The 22,590-nt window shown below is 68.8% G+C and carries 19 protein-coding genes; 10 read left to right on the forward strand and 9 right to left on the reverse strand.

Annotation, left to right across the window (positions count from 1 at the left end; all coding sequences use genetic code 11):
* The first annotated feature begins 45 nt into the window (after window positions 1-45).
* The 3 genes from QHF84_RS44785 to QHF84_RS44795 all read left to right on the forward strand — a co-directional run bounded on the left by QHF84_RS44785 (window position 46) and on the right by QHF84_RS44795 (window position 3,711).
* Complete coding sequence (locus QHF84_RS44785) at window positions 46-1,191, forward strand: hypothetical protein (RefSeq protein ID WP_281319748.1); 1,146 nt, start codon at window positions 46-48, stop codon at window positions 1,189-1,191.
* Window positions 1,188-2,030, forward strand: a complete 843-nt coding sequence (gene pheA / locus QHF84_RS44790) for a prephenate dehydratase (RefSeq protein ID WP_281319749.1) — start codon at window positions 1,188-1,190, stop codon at window positions 2,028-2,030. Before QHF84_RS44785 ends, pheA begins: the two co-directional genes overlap by 4 nt.
* A 205-nt stretch (window positions 2,031-2,235) precedes the next feature.
* Window positions 2,236-3,711 (forward strand): lamin tail domain-containing protein, encoded by a 1,476-nt coding sequence (locus QHF84_RS44795; protein WP_281319750.1) that lies wholly within the window; start codon window positions 2,236-2,238, stop codon window positions 3,709-3,711.
* A gap of 358 nt (window positions 3,712-4,069) precedes the next feature.
* Here QHF84_RS44795 and QHF84_RS44800 read toward each other — a convergent pair whose 3' ends face one another.
* The 3 genes from QHF84_RS44800 to QHF84_RS44810 all read right to left on the reverse strand — a co-directional run bounded on the left by QHF84_RS44800 (window position 4,070) and on the right by QHF84_RS44810 (window position 6,697).
* The gene (locus tag QHF84_RS44800) at window positions 4,070-4,993 is read right to left on the reverse strand and encodes a sigma-70 family RNA polymerase sigma factor (RefSeq protein ID WP_281319787.1); all 924 of its coding nucleotides are present in this window, start codon (window positions 4,991-4,993) and stop codon (window positions 4,070-4,072) included.
* Window positions 4,994-4,998: 5 nt separating this feature from the next.
* Window positions 4,999-6,327 carry an FAD-dependent oxidoreductase gene (locus QHF84_RS44805; protein WP_281319751.1) on the reverse strand — a complete coding sequence of 443 codons (1,329 nt, stop codon included), beginning with the start codon at window positions 6,325-6,327 and terminating at the stop codon, window positions 4,999-5,001.
* A gap of 82 nt (window positions 6,328-6,409) precedes the next feature.
* Window positions 6,410-6,697, reverse strand: coding sequence for a hypothetical protein (locus QHF84_RS44810; protein WP_281319752.1), 288 nt, complete (start codon window positions 6,695-6,697; stop codon window positions 6,410-6,412).
* Window positions 6,698-6,767: 70 nt separating this feature from the next.
* Between QHF84_RS44810 and QHF84_RS44815 the strand changes: the two genes are divergently transcribed.
* From QHF84_RS44815 to QHF84_RS44825, 3 genes are all read left to right on the forward strand, one after another.
* Window positions 6,768-8,243: a hypothetical protein gene (locus QHF84_RS44815; RefSeq protein ID WP_281319753.1), complete on the forward strand. Its 1,476-nt coding sequence runs from the start codon at window positions 6,768-6,770 to the stop codon at window positions 8,241-8,243.
* Between the two features lie 605 nt (window positions 8,244-8,848).
* Window positions 8,849-9,508: a hypothetical protein gene (locus tag QHF84_RS44820; RefSeq protein WP_281319754.1), complete on the forward strand. Its 660-nt coding sequence runs from the start codon at window positions 8,849-8,851 to the stop codon at window positions 9,506-9,508.
* A 96-nt stretch (window positions 9,509-9,604) separates the two neighbouring features.
* A complete protein-coding gene (locus tag QHF84_RS44825; RefSeq protein ID WP_281319755.1) occupies window positions 9,605-11,641 on the forward strand; it encodes a hypothetical protein in 2,037 nt (678 codons plus the stop codon).
* On the opposite strand, the gene QHF84_RS44830 is transcribed toward QHF84_RS44825, so the two are convergent.
* On the reverse strand, window positions 11,608-13,143 hold the full coding sequence (locus QHF84_RS44830; protein ID WP_348652936.1) for an ATP-binding cassette domain-containing protein: 1,536 nt from the start codon (window positions 13,141-13,143) through the stop codon (window positions 11,608-11,610). The genes QHF84_RS44825 and QHF84_RS44830 overlap by 34 nt on opposite strands.
* A gap of 274 nt (window positions 13,144-13,417) precedes the next feature.
* Between QHF84_RS44830 and QHF84_RS44835 the strand changes: the two genes are divergently transcribed.
* A complete protein-coding gene (locus tag QHF84_RS44835) occupies window positions 13,418-14,287 on the forward strand; it encodes a fibro-slime domain-containing protein (protein WP_281319757.1) in 870 nt (289 codons plus the stop codon).
* Here the strand turns inward: QHF84_RS44835 and QHF84_RS44840 are convergent.
* Window positions 14,274-14,705, reverse strand: a complete 432-nt coding sequence (locus tag QHF84_RS44840; protein WP_281319758.1) for an STAS/SEC14 domain-containing protein — start codon at window positions 14,703-14,705, stop codon at window positions 14,274-14,276. The two genes, QHF84_RS44835 and QHF84_RS44840, sit on opposite strands and share 14 nt — an antisense overlap.
* A gap of 101 nt (window positions 14,706-14,806) precedes the next feature.
* Window positions 14,807-15,502, reverse strand: a complete 696-nt coding sequence (locus tag QHF84_RS44845) for a DJ-1/PfpI family protein (RefSeq protein WP_281319759.1) — start codon at window positions 15,500-15,502, stop codon at window positions 14,807-14,809.
* 122 nt (window positions 15,503-15,624) lie between these two features.
* Between QHF84_RS44845 and QHF84_RS44850 the strand changes: the two genes are divergently transcribed.
* The gene (locus QHF84_RS44850; protein WP_281319760.1) at window positions 15,625-16,431 is read left to right on the forward strand and encodes a hypothetical protein; all 807 of its coding nucleotides are present in this window, start codon (window positions 15,625-15,627) and stop codon (window positions 16,429-16,431) included.
* A 109-nt stretch (window positions 16,432-16,540) separates the two neighbouring features.
* A complete protein-coding gene (locus tag QHF84_RS44855) occupies window positions 16,541-17,806 on the forward strand; it encodes a PAS domain-containing protein (RefSeq protein ID WP_281319761.1) in 1,266 nt (421 codons plus the stop codon).
* Between the two features lie 25 nt (window positions 17,807-17,831).
* Here the strand turns inward: QHF84_RS44855 and QHF84_RS44860 are convergent, their stop codons facing one another.
* The gene (locus QHF84_RS44860; RefSeq protein ID WP_281319762.1) at window positions 17,832-20,096 is read right to left on the reverse strand and encodes a molybdopterin-dependent oxidoreductase; all 2,265 of its coding nucleotides are present in this window, start codon (window positions 20,094-20,096) and stop codon (window positions 17,832-17,834) included.
* A 103-nt stretch (window positions 20,097-20,199) separates the two neighbouring features.
* Between QHF84_RS44860 and QHF84_RS44865 the strand changes: the two genes are divergently transcribed.
* Window positions 20,200-21,270 (forward strand): hypothetical protein, encoded by a 1,071-nt coding sequence (locus tag QHF84_RS44865; RefSeq protein WP_281319763.1) that lies wholly within the window; start codon window positions 20,200-20,202, stop codon window positions 21,268-21,270.
* 12 nt (window positions 21,271-21,282) lie between these two features.
* On the opposite strand, the gene QHF84_RS44870 is transcribed toward QHF84_RS44865, so the two are convergent.
* Both QHF84_RS44870 and QHF84_RS44875 read right to left on the reverse strand, forming a co-directional pair.
* Window positions 21,283-21,930 (reverse strand): hypothetical protein, encoded by a 648-nt coding sequence (locus QHF84_RS44870; protein WP_281319764.1) that lies wholly within the window; start codon window positions 21,928-21,930, stop codon window positions 21,283-21,285.
* 183 nt (window positions 21,931-22,113) lie between these two features.
* Complete coding sequence (locus QHF84_RS44875) at window positions 22,114-22,590, reverse strand: DUF2243 domain-containing protein (RefSeq protein ID WP_281319765.1); 477 nt, start codon at window positions 22,588-22,590, stop codon at window positions 22,114-22,116.

A 22,590-nucleotide genomic window follows, 5' to 3' on the forward strand; every position in this document is an offset into this window, starting at 1 on the left:
GCCGCCGCGGCATCCAACAGGACACGGACTCCAGGGGGAACTTACATGATTGTCACACTCGAGCCGGACGCGCCGGAATCGCGCGCCGAGGCGGTCGTCCGCCTCGCAGCGCGGTATCCGGGGGTTTCGGTCCAGAAATTCGTCTTTCGCGGCGAATCCACCTCCATCACGGAGGTGCACCTCATCGGCTCGACGCGCGCCGTGCCGACGGAGCCCTTCGAAAGCTTGCCGGGCGTGCGCAAGGTCGTCCGCGTCTCCCGGAAATACCGGCTCATCGGCCGGCACCACCCGGACGCCGAGACGCACGGGTTCGAGTACAACGGGGTCCATTTCGACGAGAAGCGCGTCCACGTCTTCGCCGGCCTCTGTGCCGTCGACACGCGCGAGCACGTCGCGCAGATGATGGCCGCGCTCGAACAGGCGGGCATCCGCACGACGCGCATGGGCGCGTACAAGCCGCGCACGAGCCCCTACGATTTCCAGGGCCTCGGCAAAACATGTTTGCCCTGGGTCTTCGAGCTCGCGGGCAAGCACGGCATCAAGGTGATCGCCATGGAGGTCACCGACGCGCGCCACATCGACGAGATCAACACGGCGCTCGCGGCGGCGGGTGATCCGACCGGCGTCATGCTCCAGATCGGCACGCGCAACACGCAGAACTTCGAGCTCTTGAAGCAAGTGGGCCAGCAAAGGCGCTTCCCGGTGCTCTTCAAGCGCGGCATGGGCATCTCGCTCGAAGAATCCTTGAATGCCTGCGAATACGTGGCGAGCGAGGGCAACCCGAACATCGTCTTTTGCCTGCGCGGCGTGAAGACGCACCTCGGCGATCCCCACCGGAATCTCGTCGACTTCTCGCACGTGCCCGTCGTCCGCCGGCAGACGCGCCTGCCCGTCTGCGTCGATCCCTCGCACGCCGTCGGCCGCATGGACAACGCGCCGGACGGCCTCCCCGACATTTTCCATGTGGTGGGGCAGGGGATCATCGCGGGCGCTTCCATGGTGCTCGTCGATTTCCACCCGCGGCCCGACGAGGCGCTCTGCGACGGCCCGCAGGCCCTGGAGCTCCACGCCTTGCCGCGTTTCGCGCGGTACGTGGAGAGCGTGCGGCTCGCATACGCAGGAATCGTCCGCGAGTTCGGCGCGGGCGCGGCGCCGCCGGCCGCAGCGGCCACGGAGCCGAGCGCCGCTTGACCGAGGCCCGAGGCGCCGTGCAGGGGATCTCGATCGCTTGCCTCGGTCCCTCGGGCACGTTCAGCGAGGAGGCGGCCTCGCGCCATTTCGGGCAGGACACCCGGCCCCTCTTCTGCACCACGATCGACGACGTCTTCGACGTGGTGGAGGCGCGCGCGGCCCCATTCGGCGTCGTGCCCGTGGAAAACTCCCTCGAAGGCGCGATCGGCCATACCCTCGACCGCCTCGTCGCCTCGCCGCTCCGCATCTCCGGCGAGGTGGCGCTCCCGATCCGCCAACACCTGCTCCGGCGCGAGGCGCAGCTCGACGGGATCACGCGTGTCTACGGGCACGCGCAATCCCTCGCGCAATGCCAGCGATTCGTGAAAAAGACGCTCCCACTGGCCGAGCGTATCGCCGTCTCCAGCAACGCCGAGGCGGCGCGCCTCGCCGCGCTCGAGCTGAATTCCGCCGCCCTCGCGGGCAAGCGCGCAGCGGCGATCCACGCGCTCACCATCCTCGCCGAGGGAGTCGAGGACGACCCCACGAACACCACGCGCTTTCTGGTGATCGGCGAAGCCAGCGCCGCGCCCTCGGGCCACGACAAAACCTCGCTCGTCATGTCGGCGCCGAACCGCCCGGGCGCGATGGTCGCGCTCCTCCGCCCTTTCTCGCGGCACGGAGTCAGCATGACCAAGCTCGAATCGCGCCCCTCGCGCCGAGGTCTCTGGGATTACCTCTTTTTCGTCGACGTCGAGGGCCACGCAGAGGATGCCGCGCTGCGCCGCGCCCTCGTCGAGCTCCAAGCGCGCGCCGGCTACCTCCAGGTCCTCGGCTCGTACCCGATGGCGCGCTCCTGAGGCTGCTGCGCCTCGCCGGGGTTTCACCCCGGACCCGACCAGGGCTCTTCGCCCCTGGACCCGCTCCGCACCAGGGCGCAGCCCTGGACCGCTCGTGCATCGACCGCGATGCGGTCGATGCAGAAAAGTGTGGAGTGCCTGTGGCAGCTCACTCCGAGCGGAACTTCCTCGCCCCTTCTTCAGCTCCTCGCGTACCATGGAAACCATGAAATACGCGCACGGTCGGCCGAGGTCTGGATCCAGGACGAGCGCTCCTTCATCGCTCGTCCTTCTCGCTTCATCGCTCGTGATCGTCGCAGCGCCCGCGTGCGTCGCGCCCGAGCTCGACGAACCGTCCGTCGACACAGCGACGTTCGCATACACAGTCCCGGCGAAAGGGACAGCGACCACGCTCGACGTCGCCGCCTGGAACCTGGAGTGGTTCGGCGACACGAGCCGCGGCCCCACGAACGACACACTCCAGCGGCAAAACGCGTACGACGTGATCAGCGGCGCAGACATGGATCTCTGGGGCGTCGAGGAGATCGTCAGCGTCTCGCAATGGAACACGCTCAAATCACAGCTCGTCGGTTACGCCGGGTTCCTGTCGAACGACCCAATCGTGACGAACGGCTCCTCCTACTACACCTCATCCGAACAAAAACTCGGCTTCCTCTACAAGACCTCGATCGCCACAGTGCAAAGCGCGCGCGTGATCCTGACGGCCTACGACTACGAGTTCGCCGGCCGGCCTCCGCTCGAAGTAAAGCTCTCGGTCACGCTGAACGGCACGACGGAGAACGTAGTCGTCATCGTCCTCCACATGAAAGCGCTCGCCGACGCCGCGAGCTACGAGCGCCGGCTCGACGCATCCGCCGCGCTGAAATCCCATCTCGACACGAACTACCCGACGCAAAAGGTATTCGTCGTAGGCGATTTCAACGACGACCTCGACAAGTCCATCTCGGGCAGCACCACCCCCTACGCCAACTTCCTCGCCGACACCGCCGACTACCATTTCGCCACGAAGGTCCTCACGGACGCAAACATCTCCTCGACGTCGAGCGGCGGCGCGACCATCGATCACCATCTCGTCACGAACGAGCTCGCCCTGACCCTCGTCCCCGGCTCCGTCGAAGCCTACCGCGTCTCCAATTTCATCCCAAGCTACGCCTCCACGACGAGCGACCACTTTCCAATCCTGAGCCGCTACACCTGGGCCGCCGCCAAGCCCGCGCAAGTCATCATCAACGAGATCTGCGCGAACGAGCCCGGCAGCAGCGTGGTCGGCGAATTCGTCGAAATCGTCAACATCGGCGGCGTCCCCGCCACACTCGACGGCTGGACAATCTCAGACGCCTCCTCAGTGCGGCACACATTCGCCGCAGGCACGACACTCGCCGCAGGCAAGAGCCTCGTCGTCTTCGGCACAGCCGCCGGCATCCCCGCAGGCACCCCAAACGCAATCGAAAGCAGCACGAGCAACCTGGGCCTCGCAAACGGCGGAGACGCCGTCTACCTGCGCGACGCCGCAGGCACAACAAAAGACTCGTTCAGCTACCCCGCCTCCCTCGCCGCAGTCGACGGCGTCAGCATGAACCGCAGCCCCGACGCCGCCGAAAGCGCCACCTTCGTCCTACACACGAATCTCGTCGCGGCAGGAAGCTCGCCAGGCACGCGGGCGAATGGGGCGGCGTTCTGATGGCGGGCGTCGCGCCGGGGCGCTGCCCCGGACCCCGCGGGGGCTGTTCGCCCCTCGACCCGAACCAGCGCAAGCGCTGGACCATTTGAGGAAGAACTGCGCAATGCGCAGTTCTTCCCACAGGCCGGTGGCAAGACCATGGAGGTGCGTTTCAAGCTGGCGACGGGGACACCGTTGCCGGTTGAAACGTCAGCGCTGCCGCCTTGCCTGGAAGGGTCGCCTTTGGTCTTGACCCTGGCCGTTCGATGAACTGCGCGGAGCGCAGTTCATCGACCCCGAGTCCAGCGCTTGCGCTGGTCCGGGTGCAGGGGCGGACAGCCCCTGCTGGGGCCTGGGGCAAAGCCCCAGCGCAGCGCCATCAGACGACAGGCCCCACCGCCGAAAGCTTCTTCGTCGCCAGCACCCAATAGATTGCCCGGATCGATCCATCGTCGCCGATCTCGCATTGCAGCACTGATCGCGGCGCGATCTTCCGCCCTGGGGCGTGCTCCAGTACCACGGCGGGCAGCCCGTTCAGCATTCGGAATGTGAATCGCGCGGCCATGTTGCGCCGTTTGCCGAGACCCATGAGTAGGCGCCCGACTCGATCTCGCCCCAGGATGGGCAGGCGTGCTGCGAAAAACTCGCCTCCGCCGTCGCTCAGGTGCCGGACTTCTGCGTCCAGCATCGATTCGAGGGCTTTCCCGTCCGTGGTCCCGAGCGCCAGGAGAAAACGCCCCAGTGCTGCGCGTGTTTTTTCTACGAGCTCGGGGGTGCGGCGTGTCCGGCTCGATTCGTAGGCGGAGAGCGCGCGACGGGCCCGGTGGTGCATCGTCTTCACGGCCGTCTCTGTCATTCCGAGTGCGTCGGCGGCTTCCTTTACCGACCAGTCGAACACGTCGCAGAGCAGCACGATGGCCCGCTGCCGCGGCGTCAGCGCCTCCAGTGCTACGAGGAACGCCATCGACACGCTCTCCAGGAGATCGTAACGCCCCTCGGTCTCGACCGGCTCGACTCCGATTTCCAGCGCGCCGTCGCCGTCCGTCTCGACCGGCGATGGCAGCCAGGGGCCATCGTATGCGCGCCGTCGCCGCGCGCGTAGCCGGTCGATCCCGAGGTTTACCGCCACGCGCGTCAGCCATGGCCGCATGGGTTCATCGGCGCGGGCTGGCGGACGCTCGAGGGCGCGCAGGAGTGTCTCCTGCACGAGATCGTCTGCGTCCGCTGCCGATCCGGTCAATCGGTAGCAGAGCCCCCACAAGTACCGCCGATGCTCCCGCGCGAGCCCGTCCCCGTCAGCCATCACCGTCACGCCCTCGCATCCAAAACCTTTCGGCCCGCCTCGCCAAGCACATTCACCTCTCGCCGCGTGGCGGCTTGCGCCGCGGCTCTCCCGCTCGCGAGGCTTGCGTCCGCGAGCATGCCCGCGTGGCCCACCCAGTCGCCTGCCACGAATACCCCGGGTGCGCCCGGCACTGCGGGCCCGGGCCGGCCACGCGCGCCGCCGCGTGATGCCTGCGGGAAATCGTGCGCCACCGTGATCGACGGCAAGAATCGACGCTCGACCACGAGGTTTTTCGCGCCCGGTTGCAACAGTTCGAGCACCTCTTCGAGCTCGCGCTCGCCTGCCCGTGGATCGTCGAGCGCGCCGTACCGCGCCACGTGCACCACGGCGCCGCCTTCGGGCGCGAGGCGTGCGGACGCCGAGTGCACCGAGAAGTAGAGCGGCCGATCGATCCCCAGCGCGAACGTGTTCCGCGGCTGCGGCAGGCGCGAGAGCGCGACGTCGAGGCACGCGGCCGTCACGGGGATCGCCGCCGCGGCCCACGCCGCGAGGACCGGCACGTCGGGCAAGAGCGACGAGGCGAGCGAAGGGCTCGCCGCGATGATCACGGCGTCCGCGGGGATCTCCGCCCCGTCCGCGAGCCGGACTGCCTTCACGCGCCCATCCTCCCGCACCACGGACACGGCCTTCGCGCCCGCGACGATCTCCGCCCCCGCGGCCCGCGCCACGCCCGCGAGCCCTTTCACCAGCGTCTGCCAGCCGTCGTGCAGGTAGATCACGCCCCGCGTCGTCCCGAGCTGGAACTGCGAGATGGCCGCGTCCGCCGAGAGCCGCGTGAGGTCCGACGAGTACGTCGAGAGCCGGATCAGCGCGCGGACCACGGCCCGGGCCTCGGGCGTGCGGACCTTCTGCGTGAGGAACGCCTCGAAGCTCGTCTCGCCGAGGGCCGTGACGTCGACCTTGTCGAGACGAGCGAGCAGCCGCGCAACCTCGATCTTCCCGATGAGCGGCAAGAGCGACGACGTCAAGAGCGACACGGGCCCGGTCGGCAGGGCCCGGAGCAGCTCGCCATCGATCGCATATGCACCGCTGTTCGTGGGCGGAGGTGCGCCTTTCATCTCCACGCCGAGCTCGTCGAGCACGCGCTCGGCCTCACCGCCGCGGTAAAGCGCGTGAGGACCGATGTTCAACGAAAACCCCTTCTTCTCGTGGGTCGCCGCGCGCCCCCCGAGCTCGGACGCCTTCTCCAGCACCGTCACCCGCCGGCCCGCCCGCGCCGCATACGCCGCCGCCGAAAGCCCCGCGAGCCCGCCGCCGATGACCACCACCCGAGCCGCCGTGTTCGTCGTCATGATCGCACCTCTCAGGGGAGGCACGTCGGGGGGTGGCGAAAGGTTACGCGGAATCGACGTGGGCGCGATCGAGGGGGCGAGGTTACTTCCGGGCCAGCCACTCCAGGAGGGCGACGAGGGCGGCGAGGCCGGCGATGGGGAGGGCGATCCAGCCGAGGAAGGTGACCCAGCCGCGGCGCAGGGAGCGGCCGCCTCGGTCTTCGCAGGCGAGACAGATGGCCCAGACGCGGGTGCCGCCTTCGGTGAGGACGCAGCAGTCGCCGCAGACGGGAGACTGGCAACGCGCGCAGGGACCGGCGGCAACGGCGCTGCAGCGGACGCAGCGCGCGATGGGGGGGCCGTCGTCGTGGGGGATCAGGCCGCCGGACATGGGGGGAGTCTAGCCTTGCCTGGTCGCACTGGAACACCCTCTCAGAGGTGGTCCCGTATAAACTCTCTACGTGAGACGTACCTCGCTCCTGCTCTTCCTGCTGCTCACCGCGTGCGGAGCGCGCACATCCCTCGATCTCGGCAGCGCTCCGCCCACGAGCCTCCCGCCGACGGAGCCACATGCCTGCCTCGCCGACCTCGCGAGGACGAGCGCTCCCGACTGGGAGCGCGGCCACGCGTGCGACGCGGGATCGCTCGGCGACGATATCGGGATGTTCGCGATGGTGGGCTTCGACCTCATCGGCGTGACCAGCGCCGGGCCTCGCATCATCCACCGCTTCTTCGAAGGACAGGATGACACGAAGGCGACCGCCATCGACACGGCTATGGTCGTCCGTGGCGATTACGTGGCCGCGACGGTCACCCGTGAGCCTCACGGGCTCGCGTATGGCGATCCGATCCACGCCGAGACCGTGCTCCTTCGCCGCGACGGAACGCTCCTCGGGCAGCACCTGGAAGAGGGCCCGTCGATCTCGAGCGTCGGGCTGGTTGGCTTCTTTCTGAGCGACCGCGGGATCATCGTCGCTGGCCGCCGGTTCAAGGACGACATCCACACATCCGCAGCAAGGGATACGGGCCTCCTGGCCACGACCCCCGATGTACAACCGATCGCCGAGCCGGCGCCGAGCGGCCGCGTCGTGGTTCGCTCGGCGGATCCGAACTCGTCGGAGGTGATCCTCTCCTGGCTCGACCCGTGTACGGGCGAGCTTCATCCGACCCGCGAAAGCGCGCGCATGACGCATGGGACCTTTCGGACGTGGGGGCACCGGCTCGTGTATCTCGACGACGTCGATCCGACGCAGCTCGTCATCGAAGATCCGGAGGGCTCGACGACGATCCCTCTCGGCGAGAAAGGCGAGCTCATCGAAATCCATCCCGCGGGGCACGCGCTGCTCGAGACGGCGGTCGAGGGGCGTGTGCTCCTCGCCGACTTGAACGCGCACACGGCGCGCGCGATCACGGTCCAGATGCCGCCGGGTTGGACCGAGATGACCCCTGCGCGGCCGACGTCGGATGGACGGCTTTACCTGGCGATGCGCGACAGCGCCGTCTGTCATCTCGAGGTGAGCAGCGACGGCCTCTCGTGGACGCCGGTGGGCCTGCCCATTGGGGAGGTCTTCGGGGCAGCGGCGCGCGAGTCGAATGGGACGTTCTACCTCTATGGCAGCATCAACGCGGTCACGATCCCACCGTGGGATCCTCCGCCTCCTGGAACGATGCGACTCGACCACAACAGCGTGCAGGTCGCGCGCGAAGATGGCACGAGCGTCGTGCTCAAAAACCCTCCTTTCGGTCAGTATTGGCTCGACGACTTCCAGCTGGCCGCCGATGGCGGGTGCGTGTCCGATGGGAACAACGGAGGCGTCGAGATCACCCACACGTCGAGCGGGACGGTGATGTTCGTGCCCCTCGCGGATCCAAAGATTTACGATCCGGTGGACGTGTCGACGTTCGTCCCGGGAGACGACATGATGCCGTGGTATTGACCGGTTCCGGTCGCCGCAGCGCCTTCCGGTCGGATCCAGCCACGACCATCCGGAGCCCAAGACGTTCCCATCCCTCGCAACGCTGCCGGATCGGGATCCCGGACGATTCCCCCGCCGTGCAACGCCCGCGGACGGGGAGCCCGGATGATTCCCCCGCCGCGCAACGCCCGCGGACGGGGATCCCGGACGATTCCCCCGCCGCGCAACGCCCGCGGATCTGGATCCCGAACGATTCCCCCGCCGCGCAACGCCCGCGGATCTGGATCCCGAACGATTCCCCCGCCGTGCAACACCCGCGGATCTGGATCCCGAACGATTCCCCCGCCGTGCAACACCCGCGGACGGGGATCCCGGACGATTCCCCCGCCGCGCAACGCCCGCGGATCCAGATCCCGGCACGCTCCCATCCCTCGCAAGACACCCCGCCACGCGGCGCGGCTCGTTCCTCCCTCGGCGAACGCGCGTCGCCATGCCTCCGGTAGGCCTGCCGACGGTTTCATGCTCACCTTTTTCACTCTCGCATGAATGATCCGCTCCGAACGTCTAACGCGCGAACCCGAAACGACCCCGCCCACGCCGTGCGGGGGCAGGGGAGGAGAAGAGCCATGCGATGCCCTCGTGAGACCGATGGGAGTCCCGTTCACCGCCGTCACATCCGTTTTCACCTCACGGCCTGCAAGGGCGCAGGCCCCGTGCACGACATGTTGGCCGCGGAGGCGAGCACGATTTACATGAACCTGAGGGACGCCGAGCGTGCCCGCGAGGACGCCGAGGACGCGGCCACCGCTGCGTCGGCCGGGCTCTCGCGCGCCGAGAGCACGCTCGAGAACGCGATCCGCGAGCTCGATGCAGCAGCGAAGAAGCTCGACCGCAAGGATCCAGCCCTCGCCGCGCAGCGCACGATTTTCCCGGCGGGCCTGCGCCCGGTGCTCAAGCCCGAGGGGCAGGCGCAGCTCGACGTCTTGCTCCCCTTGCGGGTCCGGCTCGCGCCCTTCGCCGGCAAGGGCGACGTGGACGACGCCATCGCCGGCCTCGATTACGCGGAAATGCAGCACCGCGCCGCCCTCGAAACCGTGGACCTGGCCGCCGCGGAGGTCGACACGCGTTTCGCCCACGAACGAGCCGCGCGCCGCGCCGTACGCGAGCAACTGGTGAGCGCCTTCGGCCGGCTGCGGGATCATTACAAAGCGCACCCGGCCGCCGCCGAGGCGTTCTTCCTGCGAGAGCGTTCGCTGTCGAAGCGCAAATCCGACGGCACCAAGTAGCCGCTCGCCCCCGCCGCGATACCCTCCTGATCACCCGATCCCCGCGCCCCACCAAATCCTTCCGCGGCTGCCGACCCCTGCGGTAGGGTGACCGCCATGCGCCGCGCGTTCGCCCCCGCTTCCGCCCTCGTCCTTTTCGGCTGCACGACCGCCGCGCCGCCCCCGCCGCCCACCGCGCGTGACCTCGCGCCCGCGCTCGCCACCACGATCTCCGTCCCGGCGCCCGCCTCCACGTCCGCTCCGGCCGCGCCGCCTCCGGAGGATCACACGTTCGTCGAGGTCCGCGGCGGGGACGGCGGCTTTTGCGCCCGCACCGAGCGCGGCTCGCTCTATTGCTGGGGCGCCCTGGCCCTGCCCGGCGACTTGGCACAACGCTCGTACGACCGCCCCGTGCGCGTGGAAGGGTTCTCCAACCTGAAAGGCTTCACCATCCTCACGGGCGGCCAGGTCGTCGGCTGGGACGCGGCCGGTACGTTGTTTCGCGTGGTGCGCGACGACGGGACGAAACCCTTCCGCGTCGTGCGGGGCTTCCGGGTCGTGCAGCCCAAGCCCGAGGACATCGCGAAGTACTCGCTCGGCTCGAATACCCCCGGGAACGCGCAGATCGTCGCAGGCAGCCGCGATTGCTTGCTGTCCGACAAGGGCGAGGTCTTTTGCTCGCTCCGCATGGAGTACACGGATGGGCCGTATCTGCGGGTGCCGGCCCCGCCCATGCGCGCCCTCTCCGATGAGAACTGCGGCATGGGCGTGGACGGCGGCTTTTATTGCTGGAACCTCGACAGAGCCGAAACGACACGCTTCGGCAAGCCCATCCCCGGCTACGGCGTCGGGCCCATGCCCCTGAAAGGGCCCGTGGAAGAAGCGATCGTCGCCCATGTCCGGAACCTCGGACATCAGGTATGCGCGCGGCGGCCCGACGGCACCGTCTTCTGCGACGATTCGCTCGTCGACCGGAAGGTCCGCGAGCTCGCCGAGGGCAAGCGGGTGACGCGGCTCTTCACGGGCCTCTGGACCAGCGTGTGCTTGAGCCGCGAGGACGGCGTGTCGCGCTGCACGTGCGCCTTCGAGCGGCCCTGCGTGGACCCCGAGAAGACGTACGAAGTGCTCCCGACAGTCGATGCGTCCCTCGGGGTGGCCGTGCTTCCGAATAACGTCTGCGCGCTCGGGAAGGATCATCGCGTGCGGTGCTTCGGCGCGCGTCGCGGCGGCCTGCTCGGCGACGGCGTGCCGCGCGTGCTCGAACGCACCACGATGGTCCCCGGAATCACGGGCGCGAGCGAGATCAGCGCCGAGGGCGGCGTCGTCTGCGCGCGGTTCGGCACGACCCGCGTCTCCTGCTGGGGCGCGATCGCCGACACGTTGCACGTGCCCCGGCGTGATCTCGTGCTGCCCGAGCCGGCCGTCGACGCAATCGTCGGTGGCATGCCGCTCTGCGTGCGCGGCGCGAAGTCGGGGCAATGGTACTGCCGGAACCGTTCGTTCATCCGAGGGGACCTGAAGGACGATTTCGCACCGCTCGTCGACACCCGCGGCGCGGCGGTCAAGGACGTCACCGTGAAGGTCCACAACGGCGTCGGCATCATGGTCGCCAAGCGCGGCGGCGGCGCGGGGATGTTCTTTTACGAGGGAAACCCGAAGCCCCTCCGTGTGGGATGGTTCGACCCGAAGGACGAGCTTTCGAACGCCACGTACCTCACCCCCTTCCGCAGGGCCATCCTCGCCGACGGGACGGCCATCTTCCAAGACGACTCCTTCGGCGACAAGGCGCGGGTCCCCGGGAAGTTCCGCGCCTTGCTGGAGGCCGCGCGTTGCGCCGTCGACGAGGGCGCGCGCCTCGTCTGCATGGGCGCGCCCGACGGGCCGAAGGTCGTCCTGACCGAGGTGGCGGAGGTCGACGTCGATTGCGCGCGCACCGAGCGAGGCGAGGTGTTTTGCTTCGACCGCAAGGCGACGAAAAAAGGCGAGGTCGCGAAGTTCCGCCGGATCGAGGGGCTGCCCGGCGGCGCGATCGTGCAGATCGCGCGCGACTGCGGCCGCACGCGGGAGGGAGAGATTTACTGCTGGGGGAGCGTGTTCGATCTGGGCGACCGCGAGCCCATTCAGCGCACGCCGGTGGAGATCGCCGTGCCCTGAGCGGGGTCGAGCTCGCGGACACGCCCATTCTCGATCCGCCAGACCACGCTCGTCGCGCGGCGGGCGAACGAGGCGTCGTGGCTGACCATCACGATCGCCCCCGGATACCCCGTGAGCGCGCGTTCGAGGCGTTCGAGCGAGGGCAGGTCGAGGTGGTTCTCGGGCTCGTCGAGCAGGAGCGCCGAGGCCCTGCGGCCGAGGCCGAGCGCAATGGCGAGCTTGCGCGCCTCGCCCGGCGACGGCTCGGCGGAGGCCAGGATCCGCTCGGGATCCGTGCCCAGCGTGGCCACGAGCGACAGCGTGCGCCCGCGCGCCTCGGGTCCGAGGGCGCGGACCTCCGCGAGCAAGGCCCGCCGCGCCTCCGCCGGGAGATCCTGCGGCAAGTAGAGCACCTGCTCCCTCGGGATCCGCGCCGCGGCCACGAGCGCGCCGAGCAGCGTGCTCTTGCCCGCGCCATTGCGACCCTCGATGCGGATGCGGCCGTCGCGCGGGACCGAGAGGCGCACGTCACGGAGAAGCTCCGTATCACCCGCGCGAAGGACGGGCAGCTCCAGGAGGAAGGGCCAGGGCTGCGTCGGTCGCTCCCAGCCGACGTAGATCTCGCCGCCGTGCTCCTTTTCGACGTGGTGCCGCGCGACCTCGGCGCTCGCCCGCGCGAGATCGCCCCGCGCCACGCCGACGGTGCGCCCGGCGCGTTTCTCCGCGGATTCGATCGCGATCTTCCGGAGCATGCCCCGGCCGTCGTGATCGTTTTTGTTTTTCATCTGCGTCTTCATGCTGCGCGCCGCGTCGACCGCAGCTTGCTCCCGCCGCGCCTGATCGAGCCTGCGCGCGGCGCGCTTCTCCTCGCCCTTGGCCGCCTCGCGCTCGTCCCGCGCGTGGGCCGCCTCGGCCTCCCACGCCGCGCGCGCGTCGGCATAACGGCCGCGATAGACATGCACGTGGCCTTGATGAATGCGCAGCGTCGTCGTGGTGAGCGCGTCGAGCAGGGTCCTGTCGTGCGAAACCAGAAGCCCGACGCCGTCGAAACGGCGGAGCGCGCCGACGAGGAGCTTTCGCGCCTCGACGTCGAGGTGGTTCGCGGGCTCGTCGAGCAAGAGGATCTCCGGCGCCTCGAAAAGCGCCGCGCCGATCTGCCAGCGTTTGCGCTCGCCCGGGGAGAGCGTCGGCCAGCGTTCGAGATCCTCGGTCACGAGATCGAGCCTGCCGCGCAGCGCTATGGCTTCTCCGTCGAGATCCTCGGCGAACCTGAGGATTGCATCGGAGAGCGAATCGACGGTCTGCGGGCAGAGCACCACACGTGCTTCGGCCGGATCACGCCGCACGTGGCCCCGCTCGGGCCGCAATTCACCCGCGAGCAGGCGGAGCAGCGTGGTCTTGCCAGCGCCGTTCTCGCCCACGATGCCGGCCCATCCCGGACCGAGGTGCAGCTCGACGTCCTCGAGCAAGGACGTGGCATCCCCATGGGAAAACGCTACGCGCAGCGCATGAAGCGATAACATATTCTGTTCTCCTGAATCGGTGGCCCGCGCGTCCCCCGGGTTCGTCTCCTCGGGGCAGGGCGCCGGGCGTCACGGCACGTTTACGAACGGCTGGATTCAGGAAAACAGGCGCAAGGGCGTAATCCTCCGAAGGGGGCGAGCAAGATAGCAGCCTCGTTCTTGCTCGCAAGGAAGAATTTCCGGCTGTACGCTCGCGCTCGTCTGCTGACGCGGACGCGCATCTGCTTCATCAGGAGGAAATATGCTTTTACGACAGGCGGCCCTGACCTTCACCATGACCACTTCGCTCGTGCTGGCCGGGGCCGCGATTGGCTGCGGCGGCGGCAGCGGCGATTCGAGCGGCAGCGCGGCCGGCGGCCAGGGCGCCGGCAATTCATCCTCCCAGAGCGGCTCGGGAGGCCAGGGCGGTCTGGGAGGCATGGGAGGCGAGGGCGGCGAGGGCGGCATCGTATTCGCCGGCTCCGGCGGCTCCGGAGGAGGCGGCGGCGCCGGCGGGAACTGCACGCCCGAGCTCGTGGGCATCGTGCGCGATTTCAAGGGCTACCCGAACGGCCACCCCGATTTCGAGCATTTCGGCGGCGAAGGGCTGAAGGGGATCGTGAAGTTCGATCTCGGCCCCGACAAGAAACCCGTCTACGCGCACGACGGCCCCACCGCGCACACGACCGGCCCCGCGGAGTTCGACCAGTGGTACCGCGACGTCGAAGGCGTGAACATGCCGATGCCATTCAAAGTGGCGCTGACCGAGGACCCCGCCACCGGCATCGCCACGTTCGAGAGCACCGCGTTTTTCCCGATCGACAACCAGCTCTTCGGCAACGAGGGCTTCGAGCACAACTACGGGTTCACCTACGAGCTCCACATGACGTTCAAGTACCAGGGCGGCGAGACGTTCGCGTTCAGCGGCGACGACGACCTCTGGGTGTTCGTGAACAACCGGCTCGCCATCGATCTCGGCGGCCTGCACCCGCCGCAGGCCGATACGCTGAACCTCGACGCGAAGGCGGCCGAGCTCGGGATCGTGCCCGGGGGCGAGTACGCGCTCGACTTCTTCCATGCCGAGCGGCACAGCACGGGGTCGAACTTCAAGGTTCAGTCGACCCTGAGCTTCACGAACTGCGATCCGATCATCATCCCGAAGTAGCCGCGCGCCGGGCGCGCTCGGCGGCCACCCAGGCGAGCGCCTCGTCCTCCCGTTCGAAAAACTCCATCTGGAACCGCCGCTGGCCATAAAAGAGGCGCAGGGCCTTCGAGATCATCCCCATCAGCACGCGCATGTGAAAGTTCGCGCCGATGATGGCGATGCCCGCGACGCGATGCGCCCGCGGATCCCCCGCCGCCGCCTTGCGCGCGGCCGGGCCGACCTCCACGAGCCCGGTCATGTCGGCGACCACGAAATAAGGGGTGCCATCCGGGAGCCTCTCGGCGGACCAGGTGTACAGCGTGTCGATCTCGCTGACGCCGGAAGGGCCGTTCCACCACACACGGATGATGTCGGGGGGATCGAAGCGCGCGCGGTGGGTGCCGATGTCGAGGATCCGCGCTCGTTCGTCGTCGCTCATGACTCGGGCTCCAATGTCGGGCTGGATGGGGCGTGTCCCCCGCCTCGGGTTTCGTCCGCGATCGCGGCATCCTGGCACATCCGCGCCGACGAGCACGAGGGCTACGGCGCGAATTTCGCGAGGAGTTCCGGCTTGTTGCGGAGGATGCCGGGGAGCCTCTGCGCGACGACGCCGCCCATCCCCTGGAGGAGGGCCTCACTGCCCTCCCAGGCGATCGGGCCGAGCGGGGGCTCGGGCTCGTATTCGAGGACGAGCTGCGCCGCCCTGGCGGAAGCCTCGCTCGTGAGGCGCGCGCCGAGCGCGAGCGCCATGTCGATGCCCGCCGAGACGCCGGCCGCCGTGATCACCTGGCCGTCCTCGACCCAGCGCCCCTTGACGGGCGTCGCCCCGAAGCGCGCGAGGTGGGGCAGGAACGACCAGTGCGTCGTGGCCTTCTTGCCTTCGAGCAAGCCGAGCGCCGCGAGCACGAGCGCGCCGGTGCACACGGAGCTCACGAAGGAGGCCTTCGGGGCGGCGGCGCGGAGCCAGTCCATGATGCGATCGCTGGCCATCGCGTGAAAGGGCCCGATGAGGCCCCCCGGGACGACGATGCCGTAAGGATCGGGCACGTCGTCGAGCGTGCGCTCGGGGACGATCCGGAAAGGCAGGTCGGTCTCGAAGGGCTCGAGGCTCTCGCCCACGGTGACGGTGCGGAGATCGGACGAGCCTTCGAGGGCCCGAAGCACCTGCAAGGGTCCGACGAGGTCGAGGGGCGTGATCTCGGGGAAGACGAGGAAAGCGATGGTCCGTTCGCGCATGATATTCGGTCCTCCAGGGGGACGTCGGGCCCCGGTCCGTCGGCGCTGACGAGTAGCACGGCGACGCCCTCGGGCGCGCTGCTTGGTCGCGCCGGGTTCGTGCCTTCCGTATACTGGCACGCATGAACCGCTTGCTCCTCGTGGGCCTCGACGAGCCCGAGGTGCGTGATCTACGCGCGCGCCTCTCGACCCAGATCCCCGTGCTCTCCTGCCCCGTCCTGCCGCGCATCCAGCTCGAAGCCGGCGAGCTCTACGTCGAGCGGCCGAACGCGCACGAGGTGTACGTGCCGGTCTCGCGTGTCGTGTTCCACGGCATCTTCGACGACGATCTGCCGTTTTTGACCGCGCTCGCGCTCTGGGGCGGCCCGTGCTTGCCGCTCGCGCGTGGGATGATGGACGCGCGTCTGCGCATCCCGTGCCTCGTGCGGGCGCTCGCGGTCACGCGGTTCGGGGCGATGAAACGCGGGTTTGCCGATCGAGGGTCGCCCGTCTCGCCGAGGGCAGGGGAGACGCTCGTCGCGAAATGGGGCGAGTGGCATTGCGGCGAGAACAAGGAGCTCTTCTCGGCGACACGCCGCGCGGAGGTGCCGACGCTCGTCGAGCCGTTCGTGCGCGGGGAGGCGACGCGGATCCACGTGCTCGGCGAGCGCGCGTGGCAGATCCGCATGGCCGGCGAGACGTGGCTCAAGTCGATCCACCACGCCGGCTCGGTGGTGCTGCCCGCGGGCGAGGCCGATCCCGACCTCGTCGAGGACGCGCGGCGGATCGGAGCGGCGTTTGGCCTCGAGATGTTCGCGATCGATTACATGATCGAGCCCGACGGGACGAAGCACCTGCTCGAGCTGAACCACATCCCCAACGTGACCGTGTTCCCGGAGCTCCGCGAAGCGTATCTCGACTTCGTGGCGTCGTGGATCGGGGCGGGCTGAGCGCGACCTTCGTCAATGGCGTGACGTACCGATTGTGTCCTGCGCCCCTTCGGAAGCTCCGTCCTGGGCGACGGAATCGTGCTACTGTGCCCCGAACGCAGGGTCCCAGATGACAGACGTCGACGCTATACGTGAGCTCCGCAACGAGAACGAAGCCCTCCGGCAGCGCGTGGCGCGCCTCGAAGAGGAGCGCGACGAGGCACGGCGGGCGCTCGACGCGCAGCGGAACGACGCCACGACCGTCGACGCGCTCTTCCGCGCGTTGCCGGATCTCCTCTTCCGGATGGAGAAGGACGGGACCATCATCGATTATCGGGCCCGATCGGACGACGATCTGTACGTCTCTGCCGATGTGTTCCTGGGCAAACGGATGGCGGATCTGTTACCGCCCGACGTGGGCGCCTACCTGGAGCGCGTATGCCGGGAGGCGCTGGCCACCGGCAAGGTGGGGCACGCCGAGTATTCGCTTTTGATGGGCCCGTCGACGGAATGGTACGAGGCGCGCGTCGTTCCCCTCGACGCCGAGCAGCTCGTCATGCTGGTCCGCCAGACGACCGAGCAACACGAGAACCGGGAGGCATTGCAGCGGCGCAGCAGGGAGCTCGAAGAATCGCTTCGCTCCGTCCGGCTGTTCCGAGCGCTCGCCGACCATGCGCCGAGCGCCATCGCGGTGTCACGAACGGGCGGGCAGCCGATGTACGCGAACGACGCTTGCCGCGCGCTCTTCGGCAGCGGAAGCGGCGAGGCGGGGGTCGACGTCACGGCCTACGTGGTCGATGGTCCCGTGGCGGAGGCCGTGCGGCGAGGCCATGAGGTGCGGGGCGCGATCGGGGCCTTCCGGCGGACCGACGGGTCGGTGTTCCAGGGGCACCTCACGGCGTTCGCCTTGCACGAGGACGACGGGCCCTCGCACGAGGCCTTCATCATCGCCGACGTGACGGCGACGCTCGCGGCCGAGGAGGAGCGACGGGCGCTCGCCGAGAAGGTCATCGCAGCGCAAAACGAGGCCCTGCGCGCGCTCTCGACCCCGCTCGTGCCGATCGCCCGGCACGTCGTCGCGGTCCCGCTCATCGGCAGCGTGAACGCCGAGCGCGCCGAGCGGCTGCTCGAGGTGCTGCTCGACGGCGTCGCGCAGCGCAGCGCCTCGGTGGTGCTGCTCGACGTCACGGGCGTGCCGGACGTGGATCCCGACGCCGCCGACGCGATGACCCGCGCCGCGCGCGCCGTCGGCCTGCTCGGGGCCGAGCTCGTGCTGACCGGCGTCGGTCGCGAGGTCGCGCGGACCCTCATCGAGATCGGCGCGGATCTCCGCGGGATCGTGACGCTGGGCAGCCTGGAGCAGGGCATCGCCTACGCGATCCGCAAGACGCACTGACGTTTTTCGGGCGAGACGAGAGAAGCTACGCCGCCTCGATTCGCTCGATCCGCGCCGGCACGTGCTTGTGCCACGGCGTGCCCGCGAGCCAATCGCGCTGCGCGTGGTGCGTGAGCTCGTTCGGCGCCGTGCCGTGCCTTCGCTCGCCGCCGGCTTCGTCCGGATAGAGAAGCCCGCCGCCGTTTGGCAGGCTCACGTGGCCGGCCCGCATGCCGTCGTTCACCTCGACCGTCGCGGTCGCGCTTCCGCCCTCGGTCACGACACGCACGACGCTGCCCGTGGAGACGCCGAGCGCCTCCGCGTCCGCCGGGCTCATGCGGAGCGCGCCTTCGAGATCGACCTTGCGCCACGCAGGATCCCGGAAAATGGTGTTCGCCGAGGACGACCTGCGCTCGCCGGCCGCGAGGATGAACGGATATCGCTCGTCCCGGGGCGGCACGGGCTCCGACGAAAGGCCCACGAGCTCCGGCATGAGCTCCGGGATCGTCAGGCGAATGCGTTTGTCCGGGGTATCGAGCCGCGCCCACGTCTCTTCGTACGGATCGACGGTGAACGTGACGCCGGAGCGCTCGCGCAGGATGGCGTCGAAGAGCGCGTCGGCGTTGGGAAACCCCGCGCGCGCGACGCTCTCGGGGAAGGTCATGAAGCACGATTGCGCGATGCCCCAGAGCACGGCCGTGGCCTCGGCTCCCTCGGGCAACGTCGGGCCGAGCGTCTCGTAGAGGATCACCGGCGCGAGCGCCATGAGCTCGGGCCGCGTCCCGACGAGCCCCATGAACGCCATGGCATATTCGCCCCGCGAACGGCGCGCGGCCTCGGCGAGCGGAGCGAGATCCACGCTGTCGAGCGCGCCCGTCGCGCGCACGAGGCGGCGATGGATCTCGGACTCGGGCAAGGTCCCCGGGAGCGGCGCGAGGAGGGGCGCGCGGAGCTGGAAGGCGTTTTTCGGGAACTCCAGCGTGAAAAACGTCGCTTCCCATTTCTCGAACTGCGACGCCGTGGGGAGCACGTAATGCGCGAGCCGCGCCGTCTCCGTGAGGGCGACGTCGATCACGACGAGGCAATCGAGCGCGGCGAAGGCCTCGCGGAAGCGCTTCGAATCGGCGAGCGAGTGCGCGGGGTTCGCGCTCTCGACGATCATCGCCCGGAACCGCCCGGGGTGGTCCGTGAGGATCTCGTCTGGGATCACGTTGCAAGGCACGAGCCCCGTGATGATCCGCGCGCCGGTGACGGGCGTCGTGCTGCCGCGCCTGCCCCCGCCGCTGCCCCCGCCGAGCGAGGCCATCCGCGAGTGGATGTTCATGCCGCCTTCCTTGGCGAAGCTCCCGACGAGCAGGTACACGAGCTTCTCCAGCCACGAATCGAGCGTGGAATGCGGCGCCTGCTGGACGCCGAGATCCTCCTGGATGGCGACGCTCTTCGCGCGGGCGATGCGCCGCGCGACCTCGCGCACGAGGGATTCTTCGACGCCGGAGCGTTTCGCGAATTCGGCGACGGGCACGCGCGCGAGGGCTTCGAGCACGGGCTCCGCGTCGATCGTGTGCTCGGCGAGGAAGCGGTGATCGACGAGGTTCTCCTGCACGAGCGTGCCGAGGATCGCGGCGAGGCAAAAGGCGTCCGTGCCCGGATGCACCGCGAGGTGATACTGCGCGAGCCGCGCCGTCTCGGAGCGACGCGGGTCGATGACGACGAGAGAGCGCGCGGGGTCGCCCGCGATTTCCTTGAGCACGTGGCGGGCGCGGGGGAAGCCGTGCGAGTGCCAGGGATTTTTCCCAACGAAGACGGCGACCTCGGCGTGCTCGAAATCGGGCGCGGTGTGGCAACGCGGGCGGCCGAAGAGCTTGCCGTCGACCCAGAACTCGCCGGTCTTCTCCTGCGCGAGCGCGTTCGAGCGGTACACCGATCCGAGCGTCGCGAGCGTCGCCGTGGCGTAGGTGCCGCAGAGGTGATTGCCCTGGCCGCCGCCGCCGTAATAAAAGATCGAGGCCCCGCCGTGGGTATCGCGGATCCCCACGAGTTTCGCGGCGATCTCGCGGATGGCCGTGTCCCAGTCGATCGCCTCGAACGAGCCGTCGGGCCGCCGCCGGAGGGGCGTGCGCAGGCGATCCTTTCCGTTCTGGTAATGGTCGAGCCGCTGGGCCTTCTCGCAGAGATACCCGCGTGACGTCGGGTGCTGTCGGTCGCCGCGCACGCGCGTGAGCCTGCGATCCTCGACGAGCACCTCGATGCCGCAGTTCATGCTGCAGAGGATACACGCGGTCTTCTGGAACGTTCCGGCATCGGTCGTCATGGAGGGCCTCCGGCGGAGGCCAGCATACCACGAAGCGGTTTGCCCTGCCGGAGAGCTTCTCTCTTCCCGCCCGGCGGGGCTCTGGTACAAGGCTCCTCTCGTGATGAAACGTTTTTCCGTCCTCTCGGCCACACTCCTCGCCTCTTTCGCCGCCGCGGGCTGCTTCAACCCGTACGCGGGCATGGCCGGGCTCGATCCCGCGGCGATGCAGGCGCAGCAGGCGCAGGTGATGGCCGAGGCGCAGGCGCAGAACGACGCGCAGATCCTCGCGCAGCTCGAAGAATCACGCGCCGCCGTGAAGGCGAACCCGGGCGACATGAACGCGGCGCGGGTGCTCGCGCAGCGCGTGGGAGCATGTTTCATTCTGGGGCTCGTCGATCGGAAGAAGATCGACGGCGAGGCGGCGATCGCCGAGGCGGACGCGGCGCTCGAAGCGGCGACGCAGAAGAACCCCGATCAGAAGGCGGAGGCGCTCTCGTCGAAGGGCATCCTGCGCATCCACGCGAAGCGCAACGCGGAGTCCATCGAGATCCTCGAGGCCTCGATGGCCGCGCGGCCCACGGTGCTCGCGTGCGTGCCGCTCATCAAGGAACTCGACGACGCGGGGCGATCCGAGGAGGCCCTCGGCCATTGCAAGAAGGCGCGGCCGGCGGTGCGGGACGACGAGGATCGGTACACGCTGCTCGATAGCTGTTTGCAGCACTCGCACGGGGCCCCGGCGGAGAAGGGGCTCGCGTGGGCCGGGCAGGCGGACATCGATTTTTACAACCAGAAGACGAGCGAGTTCGTCCAGCAAAAGGCGGCGCGCCGGGCCGAACAGGAGGCGCAATCGGCGCAGATGCGCGCCGATTTCGACGCGAGCCGCATGCGCAGAGAGCAGGAGCAGGCCGCGCGATCGGGAACGTCGAGCGCCGGCGGTGGCGGGTCCACGTATTCGCTGCGGCTGCACAATAGCTGCTCGCGCACCGTAACACTGTTCTTCGGGGACAACCCGAAGTTCGGCAGCGGGACGCGGACGTCGCTCGGATCGAACTCGACGTCGTCGTACTCGGGGGCCGGGCCGAAGACGGTGTGGATCGTGGACGACCGGGATCAGGGCATTTCGAGCTTCGTGGCGAGCGGATCGCAGTCGATGCAGATCACGTCGAGCTGCTCGGGGTTCTCGACGTATTGAGGGGTCGCCCTTTCAGATCACGTCCTCGAACTTGTGCGAGTGCTTGTAGGAGCCCAGGCCGAAGTTGTCCTCGGCCAGGTCCTTCAGCATCTGGGTGATGATCTTCACACGTTTGTCGGTCTCTTGCATCGCGCCCCGCACGGCCACGAGCGCCGCCGTCACCGGCGTGTAGCAGTTGTGCGTGACGAGCGTATACGTCATCTCGATGGCCTTCTTCTGCGCGACGGCCCAGAAGAGGTTCATCTCCTGCGAGCCCAGGTAGACGGCGTCCGTCACCCAGGTGTACGGCGCGTTGTTCGTATTGTCGTCCACGTCGATCTCGCCGCCGCCGAGGTCGCCCTTGAGACCGTAGATCGTATTGTCCAAGCTGAACACGGCGTGCGTGGCCTTCGAGTTCTTGAAGAACGCCTCGCGCCGGCCGACCCGGACTTCGGCCCCGGTCGTGAAGGCGAGCATTTTGCCTTTCTGATTGACCTCACTGACGAGGAGCGCCCGCTGGGCCGTCCCGGACCCGCCCGCAGCCCCGAACGGGGTCGTTTGCCGCTGCATCACCTTCGCCGCATGCGGCGGTGATGCTTTGGAAGGACCGGCCAGCGTGGTCGCGGCATGGGGCGGCAATCCCTTGGACGGCCCGGGCGCGGCGCCGTGCCGTTGCACCACCGTCGCCGGATGTGGTGGCCGCTGTCCGGTTTGTCCGGTCGGTGTAGCCGTTCGAGGTTGCGCCACGGTAGCCGCATGCGGGGGCCTGGCAGGAGGCCCGAAAGGACGCGAGCGATCGGATGACACGAAAATTTCTCCCCGCGACATCGTCGTGCCTGCGAGGAAACGTGGCCAAGTTTGGCGTCAGGCCGCGATGTTCGCAGCGCGCCCCTTCCGGATGAGCGCCGCCCCGAGGCCGCCGAGCAAAAGGCCGGAGACCAGGAACGCGATGTCCCATGCAAGCTCGCGCTCGCCCGGCCGCACGTGGTGGAGCCCGAAGAGCTGATGGTCGATGAGGCCTTCCACGAAATTGAAGAGGCCCCAGCCGAGGGACATCGCGCCCACGAAGGTCGGCGTCGAGCGCGGCAACGTGCCCTTCTTGAAGCCACGCCAGAGCAAGGCGAGGCCGATCACGGTCGTCGTCCACGTGACCGCGTGGAAGAGGCCGTCGAAGAACATGTTGATTTTCATGGCGAGGAGGTTCGTCGGCGGCAGGCGCGACGAGAGCATGTTGTGCCACTGGAGGATCTGGTGGAACAAGATGCCGTCCACGAATCCTCCGAGCCCCACGCCGAGCAAGATCCCCGCTGCGAGGAGGCCCCCGTCTTTTCGATGTCCCAT

Source organism: Polyangium sp. y55x31 (assembly GCF_029946505.1).
Taxonomy (GTDB): domain Bacteria; phylum Myxococcota_A; class Polyangia; order Polyangiales; family Polyangiaceae; genus Polyangium.

Coding starts and splice junctions, on each gene's coding strand:
- QHF84_RS44810 (WP_281319752.1), bottom strand. CDS start 6,697: ATGTCCGGCGGCCTGATCCCCCACGACGACGGCCCCCCCATCGCGCGC.
- QHF84_RS44875 (WP_281319765.1), bottom strand. CDS start 22,590: ATGGGACATCGAAAAGACGGGGGCCTCCTCGCAGCGGGGATCTTGCTC.
- QHF84_RS44825 (WP_281319755.1), top strand. CDS start 9,605: ATGCGCCGCGCGTTCGCCCCCGCTTCCGCCCTCGTCCTTTTCGGCTGC.
- QHF84_RS44860 (WP_281319762.1), bottom strand. CDS start 20,096: ATGACGACCGATGCCGGAACGTTCCAGAAGACCGCGTGTATCCTCTGC.
- QHF84_RS44795 (WP_281319750.1), top strand. CDS start 2,236: ATGAAATACGCGCACGGTCGGCCGAGGTCTGGATCCAGGACGAGCGCT.
- QHF84_RS44785 (WP_281319748.1), top strand. CDS start 46: ATGATTGTCACACTCGAGCCGGACGCGCCGGAATCGCGCGCCGAGGCG.
- QHF84_RS44865 (WP_281319763.1), top strand. CDS start 20,200: ATGAAACGTTTTTCCGTCCTCTCGGCCACACTCCTCGCCTCTTTCGCC.
- QHF84_RS44805 (WP_281319751.1), bottom strand. CDS start 6,327: ATGACGACGAACACGGCGGCTCGGGTGGTGGTCATCGGCGGCGGGCTC.
- QHF84_RS44800 (WP_281319787.1), bottom strand. CDS start 4,993: ATGGCTGACGGGGACGGGCTCGCGCGGGAGCATCGGCGGTACTTGTGG.
- QHF84_RS44835 (WP_281319757.1), top strand. CDS start 13,418: ATGACCACTTCGCTCGTGCTGGCCGGGGCCGCGATTGGCTGCGGCGGC.
- QHF84_RS44820 (WP_281319754.1), top strand. CDS start 8,849: ATGCGATGCCCTCGTGAGACCGATGGGAGTCCCGTTCACCGCCGTCAC.
- QHF84_RS44855 (WP_281319761.1), top strand. CDS start 16,541: ATGACAGACGTCGACGCTATACGTGAGCTCCGCAACGAGAACGAAGCC.
- QHF84_RS44830 (WP_348652936.1), bottom strand. CDS start 13,143: ATGTTATCGCTTCATGCGCTGCGCGTAGCGTTTTCCCATGGGGATGCC.
- QHF84_RS44845 (WP_281319759.1), bottom strand. CDS start 15,502: ATGCGCGAACGGACCATCGCTTTCCTCGTCTTCCCCGAGATCACGCCC.
- QHF84_RS44840 (WP_281319758.1), bottom strand. CDS start 14,705: ATGAGCGACGACGAACGAGCGCGGATCCTCGACATCGGCACCCACCGC.
- QHF84_RS44850 (WP_281319760.1), top strand. CDS start 15,625: ATGAACCGCTTGCTCCTCGTGGGCCTCGACGAGCCCGAGGTGCGTGAT.